The organism is Pseudomonas pudica (assembly GCF_015680405.1).
GTDB classification, from domain to species: domain Bacteria; phylum Pseudomonadota; class Gammaproteobacteria; order Pseudomonadales; family Pseudomonadaceae; genus Aquipseudomonas; species Aquipseudomonas pudica.
In genome coordinates this window covers 1-12,392 of sequence record NZ_JADLJS010000021.1, presented here as the reverse complement: position 1 = coordinate 12,392, position 12,392 = coordinate 1, and the positions used below count along the sequence as shown (strand labels likewise).

The window sequence follows — 12,392 nt, the reverse complement described above, 5'->3', positions numbered from 1 at the left end:
CTTGTTATGGGTGCAGCGTGGGGTTGCCGGCCTGGTTGCGCACGCCCCGCTCGCCCACCAGGACCAGGCCGTTGCCGGTATCGGTGGCGAGCGCGGTCACCGGGCCACGGGCGCTTTGCGGCACCGGGCTGAAGCTTGCGCCATCATCCCGGCTGAGCAGCAGGTCGCCAGCCTGGCTGGCCAGCCATAGCTGGCCGTCACGGTCGACACCGGCGGCGGTGAGGCTGGTGTTCACACCCGTGCTGACCGGTTGCCATTGCCGGCCGCCGTCGGTACTGCGGTAGGCATGCCCGCGCAAGCCGTAGACCAGCAGTACGCCAGGCTTGCCGACAGCACCGAACAGTGTGCCGGCGTAGGGTGTCTCGACACGGCTGAAACGCTCACCGTCCTGCTTCAGCAGCAGGCCTTGCTCGCCGGTGATGTACAGCTCGTCACCCACCGCGGCCAGGCTGGTCAGGTGCAGGCCTTGGGGGTTATCGCTGTGGTCGAGCCAGGGCTGCCAGTGCTCGCCGCCATCAACGGTGCGTAACAGCAGGTTGAACACGCCGACCGCATAGCCATTGCGGGCATCGCCGAACCAAACGTCGAGCAAGGCATTGTCGCTACCTGTGCCCGGCAGTTGCTCGGCCAGCGCCCGGCCATCCAGCTGCTTCTGCCAGTGCACGCCGCCATCACGGCTGTGCAGCACCACGCCATCGTGGCCAACCGCCCAGCCGAGCTCGGGCGTGGCGAAGCTCACGGCATTAAGATCGGCGCTGACCGGCACCTGGGCCTGCTGCCAGTGCGTGCCATGGTCGTCGGAGTACAGGATGTGCCCACGCGGGCCCACCGCGACCAGGCGCTGCCCAGCCAGGGCTACATCGCGCAAGGCGCTGCTGGCGACAAGGGCGCTGGGCATGGCGGGCAGGTCCAGCACATCGGTGAAGGGCGCAGCCTGGGCCGCGCCCTGCAGCGCGGCCCAGGCCAGAACTACCACGCTGCATCGTTTGAAGACAGACATTGCCACCTCTGCTCCGTGCGCTCAGCGAATGCCGTTGCCGGCCAGCGACTCGGGCGACCACTGGGTTTTCGACAGCGGGTCGATGTAGCGGATGCCGCCGTAGGCACCGACTACGCCATTGAGGTTGTAGGTGCCGCCGATCAGGTCGTAGATCATGAACGGCGTGGCGTCCGGGGTCTGTTTGTCGTAGCTCTGGGTGAGGAAGGCGAACGAGCCGCGGTACAACTGGCCACGGGCGTCGTACTGGTCCGAGGCCAGAGCGATCCAGCTGTCTTCATCGAGATAGAAGCGGCGCTTGTGGTAGATATGGCGCGCACCGTCCTTGAGCTTGCCTTCCACCACCCACACCCGGTGCTTCTCCCAACGCACGAACTGCGGCGCCAGGTGGTTGGGGGTGATCACCTGCTTGACGTCGGTGTTGTAGGTCAGCTGATAGGTGTTGTACGGCACGTACATTTCCTGCTTGCCGACCAGGGTCCAGTCGTAGCGGTCCAGCGCTCCGTTGAAAACGAACACATCATCGTAGGTGCCCGAACCCGAGGTGCCCGGGTTGGGCGTGTCGTAGGCCAGGTTCGGCGCCAGCTTGACCCGGCGCTGACCCGGCAGGTACTGCCAGGCGCTGCGTGGTTGCACCAGCGGGTTGGCGGCGTCGCGCAGCATCATTGCTTCGCCGGCACGGCGCGCGGGCCCGGTGTACACCAGCTTCATCTGGTAGTAGGTGTCCTTGGCACCGATCGGCTTGGTCATGTCTTCGTATATCGGGTAGCTGATATTGGCCTGGCCGGTGGTCGACAGCGATGGTTTGCCAGCAGCGTCGACGTTCCACGAGTCGTACTTGGCAGTCATGCTCACGCCCTGATAGCGCAGCAGGAAGTTCCACATGGCCTCGGCGCCGTTCTGCGGAATGGGGAACGGGATGCCCGGCAGCACGTTGTCTACCGCAGTGCCGCCCTCCTTGCTGTTGGCGCCGGTGGCGTTCTTGCGGGTGTTGTCGAGCACCGCTTGCGGCAGCGCCACGCTACGGTGGGTCGGGTACACATCGACGCGGTAGCTGGGGTAGCGCTTGAGCAGCTCCAGGGTGGTGGCGGTCAACTGGCCCTTGTACTGCTCGGCGTTCTTGCCATCGATGACCAGCAGCGGCTTGTCGCTGGCGAACGGGTCGGGGCGCATGCTGGCGCCGCTCTGGTAGCTGGCTGGCGGCGTCAGCAGGCCGCCCTGGTAGGCCGGGATCGAGCCATCGGCGTTGCCGGCCTTCTCCGCGCCGATGACGGTCAGGCTGGTGCCCAGGCGCGCCGCCTGATCAGTGGAAACAGCGGCCTGTGCAGCGTTCAGGGCGGCCAGTGACAGGCACGAGGCCAGCAGGGTACGTACGAAATTCATGATGGTTGTCTTCCTGTGCAGGCTGTAGGAAACATGACTCAGAAGGTCGTCTTGACGGTCAGGTACAGGGCGCCACGGTCCTCGGTGGTGGCACCACCGCCGGAGAAGGAGGCGTAGCCGCCGCCGTAGCAGGTGTAATCCTGTTCGCCGTCCAGGGCGTTGGGGGTGCTGCCGTCGGTCTGGCCGTCCTTGCAGGCCTTGGTCTCACCGAAACTGTCGACGTACTTGAGGTCGACGAAGTACTGGTTGTAGATCGCGGCGCTCACGCCCACCGCATAGTTGCCAGTGTTCTCGGCGCCACCGCCCTGCACCGGCGACACGCCGTCGAGGCCGACGTTGACCGATAGCGGCATGCTCAGGTCCATACCTGGCAGCACCTGGTACCAGGTAGGGGTGAAGTTGACGGCGATGCCCCAGTTGTCGCGGGTGGCCTTGTCGATACCGCGGTAGCTGCTCTTGCCCTTGTACAAGGCCTCGTTGTGGCTATCGAGCTTGAGCAGGTTGCTGTAGAACAGCTCGCCGAGCAGGGTTGCCGAATCGAACAGCGGCGTATCGCCAATGGTCATCAGGCCGTTCAAGGTCCAGTGCAGGGTGTCGCCGGTGGCGCTCAGGCCGTCGCCATCCTTGGGTACGTCGTAGATCACCCCGCTGCTGGGCAGGCGTGCCGGCAGCAAACCAAAGCCGCCACCCAGGCCACCCTGGCCGGGGGCGCTGACGATTGCCGGGATGCTCGCCAACGGCATGTTGTGGCGAATGTTCAGGTCGCTGCCGACACTGATGCCGCCCACATCCTTGGACAGGCTCAGGCCATAGATGTCGATGTCATCGGAGTAGGCGAACTGGTAGGTAGTGCTTTGCAGCGAGTTGTACAGGTTGCCGACTGCACCTTGGCGGCTGCCCGGCGGGTTGCCGAACGGGCCGTTGGCGACGGTCATGCCGCGTGCGTCGAGCCAGGCCTGTGGGAGGATCTCGGAGGTCTTGCGGTAGTAGAAACCGAGGGTGCCGCCCAGCCACTCGGGCGACCACTTGGCCATGATGCCCCAGTCGCCGCTCTTGCCGGGGTTCAGGTCATGGCCACGGCGGATGGTGGTCAGCGCACCGCGCACCGGGATCAGCCCCGGGGTGCCGGTGTGGCCGAGCAGGAAGCTTTGGGCGCCCTCGCCTACCACGTCCGAGCCGCCATAGTAGGTACCGGCTTCGGGCAGGCGGGCGGCGTCCCAGTCGAAGAAGTACTGGGCGCCCAGGGTCAGTTCGGAGTTGACCAGGAACGAGGTCGACAGTTGGTTGCGCGGTACGAACAGCTCCTTGGCCTCGGTGCCCGGCGAGGCAGCCAGCTTGGCCAGGTCGAGGCCCGACTGGCCATAGCTTAGCGAGTGCACCGGGTTGAGCAGGGTTTCACCCCAGAACAGGTTGTGCTGGCCCAGCTTGGCGCTGACCTGCGAGGCCTCGCCGACTTCACGGCTGAAGAACACGAAGGCATCCAGCACTTCACCGGACGGGCCGCTGTAGTAACGCTGGGCGTAGTTGCTCAGGTGCGGGCTGCCCAGCGGCACACCGGTGCCGGGCAGGCCATTGAGGCTGGGGTTGATGCCGGACTGGTCACCGTTGCCGTTGACGAACGGGTTGCTATTGGAGCCGGTGTTGTCATAGGCCTTGTCGTACCAGCTGGCGGTGCTGAGGCGAAACCCGGTGTTGCCCTGGTAGACCACGTCCAGTTCGGTCAGCAGGTCGACCCTGTTGGTGATGTTGGTGCCGGCCTTGCGGAAGTTGTAGTCACCGTCGTTGCTGTTGGGCGTACCTAGCATGCGCTTGTCGGCGCTTTCGGTGCGTACGCCGTAGTTGTACTTGACGGTGTTGTCGAAGCGCACGGCCCAGTTTTCATTACCGGTATCGACTTCGAACGCCTGGGCGGCGGGCAGCGTGAGCAGCCCGATGGCGCAGGCGAGCAGGCAGCGCTGTGGTTTCACAGCACGGTGAATGCGGTGTTCTGGCATTACGATGGCTCCACGTATTGTTATTGTTCTTTTCGCCGCCCGTCTTTTGCGAGCGTGGCTGGGGCGTCCATGCGCTATTGCAGGTTGGGCTGGTCCAGTCGCAGGATGAAGGCCTCGGCCTGCGGCCAGGGGCCGAAGCCGGAGGCCGGATTGAGGTGGCCGACGGCCCCCAGTGCGACCAGTTCACTACCCCAGCCTTGGGCCAGGGTGCTGGCTGCGGCAAAGCTGGCCAGGTGGTCGTTGCTACTGGCCGCGACAATGCTGGGGAACGGCAACGGCTGCTGGGGCAATGGCGACCAGCCGTGCTCGGCCAGGCTGGCCGGGCTTGGGTAGTGGGCCGGCCATGGCGCGTTCAGGTCGGGCGGTGCCGCCAGCAATGCACCCTTGATCGGCCGCCGGTAGCGCGCCGCCCAGTGGGCGACCATCAACACGCCAGCGCTGTGCGCCACCAGGATCACCTCACCATCGATCTGGCCCAGTTCGCGCTGGATCGCCTCGACCCGGGCCGTGCAGCTCAGGCCGTCGACTTGCAGCGGCGGGACGCTGCGTACCTTGGCCAGGCGGCCTGCGAGCAGGGTCTGCCAGTGTTCGGCGACATGGTCGCGCAGGCCGGGGACGATCAGCACGGTGGCGGTGGTTTGCAGTTTTTCCACGGTGAACCTCGTGTGCGGTGTAGCTCTTGAGGTTCACAGTAAACAGCCCACCCACCGGGTGCTTCACATTGGGCGTCAGGGACTTTTCATTTGATGACAATGGCCATGACGGGGCTTTGCTTTTCAATTCATGACACGCAGGCTATAAGACACAAAACGCATGTCGGCATACCCAACAACAAGAAACCGCATGGAAAACAAAAAAAATGCCTGCCCTAGTCCGTGCCGCCAGCTTGACCAACTATCTTGAGGTGTCCCGCCACCTGGGCCTCAATCCCCAAGCGCTGTTGGCACAGGTTGGCCTAAGCGCCGCGTTGCTCGAAGACCCCAACAGGCGTATTCCGGTTGCCAGCGTCATCGCCTTGCTGGAAGCCTCCGCCAACGCCAGCCGCTGCGAAAGCTTCGGCCTGCGCATGGCCGAATTGCGGCAACTGTCGGACTTCGGCGAAATCAGCTTGCTGCTCAGCCACCAACGCACCCTGCGTGATGCACTGCAGGTGATCGTGCAATACCGTCACCTGCTCAATGACGCACTGGCCATTCATATCGAGGAAGCCGGCAAGACCGTGGTCATTCGCGAGGAAGTGATCAACGAACGCGCGCCCTGCAGCCGCCAGGCCACCGAGCTGGCAATCGGCGTGATGATGCGCCTGTGCGCGGCGCTGCTGGGTGCGCATTGGCACCCGATCAGCGCCAACTTCACCCACGCGCCTCCCGCCGACCTGGCCACCCACCGGCGCATTTTCGGCTGCACGTTGGTGTTCGGCAGCGAGTTCAACGGTATCGTCTGCCCGGCCGCCGACCTCGACACCGCCAGCCCGCAGGCCAACGAGGCCATGGCGCGCCTGGCGCAACGCTATCTGGACAGCCTGCCAGCGGGCGGCACGCCGTCCCTGGAGCTGGAGTTGCGCAAGACCATTTACCTGCTGCTGCCCATGGGCCGTGCCACCATCGAGCAGGTGGCACAGACCCAGGGAATGAACGTGCGCACCCTGCAGCGTCGCCTGGAAGAAAGCGGGTTGACCTTCAAGGACCTGATCAACAGCGTGCGCCGTGACCTGGTGATGCGCTACCTGGAGAACCCCGGCTATTCGCTGGGGCGTATCGCCGACATGCTGGGTTATTCGATGCCAAGTTCGTTCACCCGCTGGTTCATCGCCCAGTTCGGCATGCCGCCGGCCAGTTGGCGGGCACAGCGGGATGATCAAGGGCTTTAGCTTGAACCTGGTACGGCCGCTCCTACAATCGACCGCGTCAAGCAGTCAGGCAAGGCCCCAGTGCATCAACGCCAGCACCAAAAGCACAAGAAACACGCTCTCCCCCACCATCAACGCCAGGGTCGACAGCGCCGACACGCCGATTACGGTGAGAGGGTGCGAATACGCTGATGGGTAGCGCCAAGTGCCAGTGTATTCATTGTCCCGCTTCCTCACCGTCAAATACGATGTAGACCTGACCGCCCTGCTGCTCGACCGGGTAGCTGGTAACCTTCAAAGCCCTGGAATTGACCAGGTAGCCGCTGGCCAGGTCAAAGCGCAGGCCATGCGCGCAGCACTGGATGACACGGCCTTCCAGCCGGCCGCCGCACAACGACGCGCCCTGGTGCGGGCAGCTGTCTTCGATGGCATAGAGCGAGTCGGCAACGTTGAACAGCGCCACGCTGCGCCCTTCGCAGGCCAACAGCACACGGCCGCCACGTTCCGGCACCTGATGGGGAGCCAATGCAATACGTCGGGTCACGCCCTCTCGACCTCTTGCAGCGCTTCGGTCATGGCCGCATACAGCACCTCGGCAGGCTGTGCACCTGCGATGAGCGGCCCATGATTGAAACGAAAACGCGGCACGGCACTGCCAGCGCGCCCGGCCCCATCGAGGAACGGGCTGCCGTCGTCACGCAGGCAGTCGATGACCTGCGCGGTATCCAGCCCGCAACATTGGGCGATGTCGAGCAAGGTGCGGCTATCCCCCAGGTCGCGCCCCTGGTGGAAATAGGCGATGAACAGCTGCGCCAGCAAGGCTTCCAGTTGCGATGGTTCGAGCAACTGGGCAGCCCGTTGCAGCAGCCGATGGGCATTGCCGGTGTTGGGCATGCGGCGAATACGTGAGAAGTCGATGTCCTCGCCTACCACACGGGCAGCGGCGCGCACCTGGGCCTGGCGCTCGCGTACCGCCTCCTCGCTGCCTAGGCGTTGCAGATAGAAGGCATGAAACGGCACGCCACCGGCTGGCAAGCCAGGCAACAACTGCACACCTCGCCATTGCAGTTGTACTTGCACTTGCGGCTGTTCGCGCTGCAAGTGCAACAGGGCGGCCTGCAGGTGCCGCTGGCCAATCAGGCACCACGGGCAGACGAAATCGAAGAACACTTCGACGGACAACAGCTGTTTCACGGTTTCAACTCCCGGGGTGCGTCGGCAGTGTCGTGTGCCGGTGCATGCAGACGGTCCATGTCGCGGTGGTAATGACGTTTGGCGAGGAAAAACACCCCCGCTGCGCCGATGCTCATCAGCGGCACCAGCTGGAAGGCGGCATGCAGGCCGACCAGGTCGGAAACGCGCCCGGTGATCAGCGGCCCGGTGGCCAGGCCCAACAGGTTGTTGGCCAGGGTCAGGGTGGCAAACGCGGTGCCGTGCACCGAGGCGTGGGTGAGGTTGGCGACCATGGCACTGGACGGGCCGTTGGTGCCGGCGGCGATCATCATGCCCAGGCAGATCAGCACCAGTTGGGCAGTTCCGGCTGGCAGCGCGAAAGCGAGGGACAACAGCGCGCAACTGCCCAGGCAGTAGGCGATGGCCAGGCTGATCTTGCGGTCCGGGCGCTGCCGCCCGAGCCGGTCGCAGAGCATGGCGCAGAGGATCATGCCGATGCCGCTGCACAGCACGATGACTGCGGCAATCGCCCCGGCGCGGTCGGTGCCCATGGCGTAATAGCGGTTCAGGTAGCTGGGCATCCATACCATCACGGTGCCGCCAACGAACAGCTGCAGCCCGCTGCCGACGTAGGCCGCGATGACCGAGCGGCTGCTGTACAGGGTGCGCAACGGGCGGCCGGCCTTGCCTTGCGACTGCTGCGTGCATCGAGGCGCAATACGCGCCTCCTTGACGATCAGCGGGTACAGCATCGCCAGCACCAGGCCGAACAGCGCCATGCCGGCGAATGCCCAGCGCCAGCCCAGGTGCTGGGCCAGTACACCGCCGAGGGCCATGCCCAGTACCGAACCGAACATGCCACCGGCCATGAACGCGCCGGCCAGGGTCGAGCGCATGTCGCGGGGGAACACGGCGACCACCACGGCGATGCCGACGCTGCCGTAGGCAGCTTCGCCTACCCCGACCAGAAACCGCGCGATGAACATTTGCGGGTAGTTTTCCGCCAGGGCGCAGCCGAGGGTGGCCAGGCTCCACAGAACCGCCATCAGCACCAGGCTGCGCACCCGGCCGAAGCGGTCGGCCAGCAGCGACAGCGGGAAGGTCAGCAGGCCGACCATCAGCGCGACGATACCGCTGAGCAGGCCGAGCTGGCTGTCGCTCAATGCCCATTCGCCCTTGAGCAGCGGGAACACCGCGTTGAGCACCTGGCGCGACATGTAGTCGGAGATCAACAGGCCAAAGGTCAGGGCGAAGACCACCCAGGCATAGCGCCGGGGGACGCTGTGGGCGGTGTCGGTGCCGGAATCTTCGGCACTGGCGAGATAGGTGGCCATGTTGCCTCCTTGGGTGCGGGGCGTGAGGTTGTTCTTGTTGTTATGGGTTACAGCCAACATTCATATTGCTTTTGCGGGCCTCTTCGCGGGCTCGCCCGCTCCCACAGGGACAGCGTCGACCTTTGGGCCAGTGCCGCACCTGTGGGAGCGGGCATGCCCGCGAAGAGGCCGGGCCTGCCGTACCAGCATCAGCCGCGCTGCGGCACGCCCTTCACGCCCGGCTGGCGATTCGGCGCCATGCCGTTGGCCTTGAGGGTCTGCTCGATGCTGTCGTACTGCTGCCCGATGCGGTAAATGGCGCGTGCTTCCTTGCCGCTGGCAATCTCGCGGCCCAGCTCATGGGCCACACGCACGGTCTGCTGGATCTGCTGCACCGAGGTAAAGCGCTTGCCATGCTGGTCGATGATGGTGTCTTCGTTGCCGCAGCGTGGGTGCAGGCCCATGGCCAGGGCCATGGTGTTGAACGGCAGCACGTTCTTCAGCAACGATTCGGCGGTCAGGGTGCAACCGTCCGGCGCGCGGTGGATGAAGTTGAAGAAGTTGAACGGGTTGGGGCCGTCGAAGCCGCCGCCAATGCCGATCCAGGTCAGGTTCAGCGGGCCCATGTAGTCACCACGGCGGACGATGCGCTCGAGCGTCTCCAAGGCATGCATGCCGGTCAGCTGGAAATGCGGCTGGATGTTGCTGGCCTGCAGGCGGCGCAGGTGTTCGCGGACCCAGGCCGGGCCGGCCGGCACGGTCATCTCGCTGTACGCGGCATGAATCGCCGGGCTGGCCAGCGAGGTGCCTTCCAGGTACTCGGGGTACAGCAACTCCATGATGTTCATCTGCGTGGTGTTGATGGCCACGGTCACCTGGTCGGGGCGCGGCGTCAGCTCGGCGAGCATGTGCCGGGTGTCGTCCGACAGCCACTTGGCCGCCTCGCCTTCGCCTTCCGGAGCAAAGGAAATCGACCCGCCAACCTGGATGATCATGTCCGGCACCGCTTCGCGCACCCCGGCGATCAGCTCGTTGAACTTGGAAAGGCGCTTGGAGCCCTTGCCATCCAGTTCGCGCACGTGCAGGTGCAATACCGTGGCACCGGCATCAAAGCAGTCGACGGCCTTCTGCACCTGCTCATCCATGGTCAGTGGAATGTCTTCAGGGAAGTCTTCGGGCATCCACTCCGGGCCATAGGGAGCAACGGTGATCACCACCTTTTCCATGTTTTCCGGGTGCAACGAATCGTCGAAGAATTGCATGCTGTAGTCCTCGCTATTGTTATTGTGCGGTTGCCGCCAGCGACGGCGACGAACTCAGAACGTGGTGCTGCCCTTGATCCCGGCGCGTTCCATCTTGCGGTGGCACGGCGGGTAGTCCATGACGGCGTAATGCTGTGTGCTGCGGTTGTCCCAGATCGCCACGCTGTTGGGCTTCCAGCGCCAGCGCACCTGGTACTCCGGCAGGTAGGCCTGGCTTATCAGGTAACGCAGCAGGTCGCTGGCACCGGGGTTGGCGTCCTGCCCGAAGCGCACCCGCTGCGGGGTGTGGTAGTTGCTGAAATGGGTGGTGAAAGCGTTGACGAACAGCACCTGCTCACCGGTTTCCGGGTGGGTGCGCACCACCGGGTGCTCGGCATCAGGGAACTGCGCCTTCAGCGCCAGGCGTCTTTCCAGCGGCATGGCGGCGCCAAAGCTGGCCTCGATGCTGTGACGGGCGCGCAGGCCTTCGATCTTGGCCTTCACATCGCCTGGCAGGTTTTCATAGGCCAGCACCATGTTCGCCCACATCGTGTCGCCGCCCACGGGCGGGCATTCGATGCAGCGCAGCACACAGCCCATCGGCGGTGCCTCGCGCCAGGTGGCGTCGGTGTGCCAGGCATTTTCATAGCGGTCGTTGGGCTGGTCGGGGCGCTTGTAGATCTGTACCAGGCCCGGATGCTCCGGGTCGCTGCCGGCCACCGGGTGGTCCTCCAGGTCACCGAAGCGGCGGGCGAAAGCCACGTGTTCGGCGCGGCTGAAGTGCTGGTCGCGCAGGAACAGCACACGGTGCCGGAGCAACTGCGCGCGAAGCTGGGCGAACAGGTCGTCGTCGTGGATCGCGTCGGCCAGGTTGACCCCACTTACTTCGGCACCGATCGCGCAGGTCAGTTGTTCGATGTGCATGCTGTTGCCCTCTTCAGATGACGAAGATCGACGAGCCGGTGGTCTTGCGCGCTTCCAGGTCACGGTGTGCCTGGACGGCATCCTGCAGTGCGTAATGCTGGTTGATCTCGATACGGATGCGCCCGCTGCCAACGTGATCGAACAGCTCGCCGGCCAGGTCGGCCTTCTCCGCCGGGTCGGCGATGAAGTCGGCCAGCGCCGGGCGGGTGAGCTGCAGCGAACCCTTGATCGCCAGCAACTGCGGGTCGAACGGCGGGATGGTGCCCGACGCCGTACCGACGCAGACCATCAGGCCGCGGCGCTTGAGCGCATCGAGCGAGCCCATGAAGGTGTTCTTGCCAACGCTGTCGAACACCACGTTCACCCCTACCCCATCGGTCAGTTCACGCACGCGCGTGGCAACGTCCTCGGCGCTGTAGTTGATGACGTGGTTGCAGCCATGGGCGCGAGCCACTTCGGCCTTGGCCTCGGTGGACACCGTGCCGATCACGTTCAGCCCCAGCAACTGCGCCCACTGCGCGACGATCAGGCCGACCCCGCCAGCGGCAGCATGCAGCAGCACGCTGTCGCCGGGTTTGAAGTCATGGAGCCGACGCAGCAGGTAGGCGGAGGTCAGGCCGCGCATGGTCATGGCGGCGGCGGTTTCGAAAGCGATGGTATCCGGCAGCTTGATCAGCGCGGCCGCGGGGATCAGGCGCTCGGTGCAGTAAGCGCCCAGGGTGTTGAGGAAGCCGGTATAGGTGACCCGGTCACCGACCGCCACCTGGGTCACGCCCTCGCCCAGCGCCTCGACCACGCCGGCCGCTTCCACGCCAATGCCGTTGGGCAACGGGATCGGGTAGGTGCCGTTGCGGAAATAGGTATCGGCATAGTTCAGGCCCACCGCCACCTGGCGCAAGCGCACCTGCCCCGGGCCGGGCTCGCCGACCTCGGCGTCCTCGTAGCGCAGCACCTCGGGGCCACCGGTCTGATGGAAACGTACGACTTTGGACATGCTTGTCTCTCCAATCATCGATCTGGACGCATGGCGTCAGTTCTGTGTGACTGGACTGTATGCCCTTGGTGTGTGGGGCGCTTCGCATCGGACGACAGCGGGTTTTCATTTGATGACAGTACAGCTGTCGACCTGCCGATAACGAAAACCAAGTTTTATTCATGAGTCTCCTTGATGGTTATCCATGGTCAGACTAATACTTAAGTCTCTGCCTGGGGAGGCACGAAAAATGCAACCAAGATTCGTTATCGTTCCCGCTGTACCGATCGAAAAGGAATCGTTCCGCGTGGGTAGCCGCTATTACGCCGCTACCGTTTGTGGGGGGTTCGACATTTACGATAACCAAGCGAAGGAGCGGCTCAAGCCCAGTTATCCAAGCAGGACGGATGCACTGGTGCAGTGCGAACAGATGAACAAACGCGGTGATGCAGGCTGATCGCGGGCGCGCTGTCTTACCCAGAATCCAGACGCCTGCGCGATCCCTGTAGGAGCGGCCTTGTGTCGCGATGGGCTGCGTAGCAGCC

12 protein-coding genes are annotated in these 12,392 nt (G+C 64.5%); 2 read left to right on the top strand and 10 right to left on the bottom strand.

Annotated elements, in window-relative coordinates:
* Positions 1 to 4 precede the first annotated feature (4 nt).
* The 4 genes from IRZ77_RS15900 to IRZ77_RS15885 all read right to left on the bottom strand — a co-directional run bounded on the left by IRZ77_RS15900 (position 5) and on the right by IRZ77_RS15885 (position 5,027).
* Positions 5 to 1,000: a WD40/YVTN/BNR-like repeat-containing protein gene (locus IRZ77_RS15900; protein ID WP_196173910.1), complete on the bottom strand. Its 996-nt coding sequence runs from the start codon at positions 998 to 1,000 to the stop codon at positions 5 to 7.
* Between the two features lie 21 nt (positions 1,001 to 1,021).
* Positions 1,022 to 2,380: a DUF1329 domain-containing protein gene (locus tag IRZ77_RS15895; RefSeq protein ID WP_046616694.1), complete on the bottom strand. Its 1,359-nt coding sequence runs from the start codon at positions 2,378 to 2,380 to the stop codon at positions 1,022 to 1,024.
* Between the two features lie 38 nt (positions 2,381 to 2,418).
* On the bottom strand, positions 2,419 to 4,374 hold the full coding sequence (locus tag IRZ77_RS15890) for a DUF1302 domain-containing protein (protein ID WP_046616695.1): 1,956 nt from the start codon (positions 4,372 to 4,374) through the stop codon (positions 2,419 to 2,421).
* A 74-nt stretch (positions 4,375 to 4,448) separates the two neighbouring features.
* Positions 4,449 to 5,027 (bottom strand): RBBP9/YdeN family alpha/beta hydrolase, encoded by a 579-nt coding sequence (locus tag IRZ77_RS15885; protein WP_046616696.1) that lies wholly within the window; start codon positions 5,025 to 5,027, stop codon positions 4,449 to 4,451.
* 206 nt (positions 5,028 to 5,233) lie between these two features.
* Here IRZ77_RS15885 and IRZ77_RS15880 point away from each other — a divergent pair, with 206 nt between their 5' ends.
* On the top strand, positions 5,234 to 6,244 hold the full coding sequence (locus IRZ77_RS15880; RefSeq protein ID WP_108481478.1) for an AraC family transcriptional regulator: 1,011 nt from the start codon (positions 5,234 to 5,236) through the stop codon (positions 6,242 to 6,244).
* Positions 6,245 to 6,440: 196 nt separating this feature from the next.
* Here the strand turns inward: IRZ77_RS15880 and IRZ77_RS15875 are convergent, their stop codons facing one another.
* From IRZ77_RS15875 to IRZ77_RS15850, 6 genes are all read right to left on the bottom strand, one after another.
* Positions 6,441 to 6,767, bottom strand: coding sequence for a Rieske (2Fe-2S) protein (locus IRZ77_RS15875; protein ID WP_085598834.1), 327 nt, complete (start codon positions 6,765 to 6,767; stop codon positions 6,441 to 6,443).
* A complete protein-coding gene (locus IRZ77_RS15870; RefSeq protein WP_108481477.1) occupies positions 6,764 to 7,417 on the bottom strand; it encodes a DsbA family oxidoreductase in 654 nt (217 codons plus the stop codon). Before IRZ77_RS15870 ends, IRZ77_RS15875 begins: the two co-directional genes overlap by 4 nt.
* Positions 7,414 to 8,730 (bottom strand): MFS transporter, encoded by a 1,317-nt coding sequence (locus IRZ77_RS15865; protein WP_196173909.1) that lies wholly within the window; start codon positions 8,728 to 8,730, stop codon positions 7,414 to 7,416. Before IRZ77_RS15865 ends, IRZ77_RS15870 begins: the two co-directional genes overlap by 4 nt.
* A 188-nt stretch (positions 8,731 to 8,918) precedes the next feature.
* The gene (locus tag IRZ77_RS15860) at positions 8,919 to 9,971 is read right to left on the bottom strand and encodes a BKACE family enzyme (RefSeq protein ID WP_085598828.1); all 1,053 of its coding nucleotides are present in this window, start codon (positions 9,969 to 9,971) and stop codon (positions 8,919 to 8,921) included.
* 54 nt (positions 9,972 to 10,025) lie between these two features.
* The gene (locus IRZ77_RS15855; protein ID WP_196173908.1) at positions 10,026 to 10,874 is read right to left on the bottom strand and encodes a TauD/TfdA dioxygenase family protein; all 849 of its coding nucleotides are present in this window, start codon (positions 10,872 to 10,874) and stop codon (positions 10,026 to 10,028) included.
* A gap of 13 nt (positions 10,875 to 10,887) precedes the next feature.
* Positions 10,888 to 11,868 (bottom strand): quinone oxidoreductase family protein, encoded by a 981-nt coding sequence (locus IRZ77_RS15850; protein ID WP_085598824.1) that lies wholly within the window; start codon positions 11,866 to 11,868, stop codon positions 10,888 to 10,890.
* Positions 11,869 to 12,097: 229 nt separating this feature from the next.
* On the opposite strand from IRZ77_RS15850, the gene IRZ77_RS26965 reads away from it, so the two are divergent.
* Positions 12,098 to 12,304 (top strand): hypothetical protein, encoded by a 207-nt coding sequence (locus IRZ77_RS26965; protein WP_080958527.1) that lies wholly within the window; start codon positions 12,098 to 12,100, stop codon positions 12,302 to 12,304.
* Positions 12,305 to 12,392 lie beyond the last annotated feature (88 nt).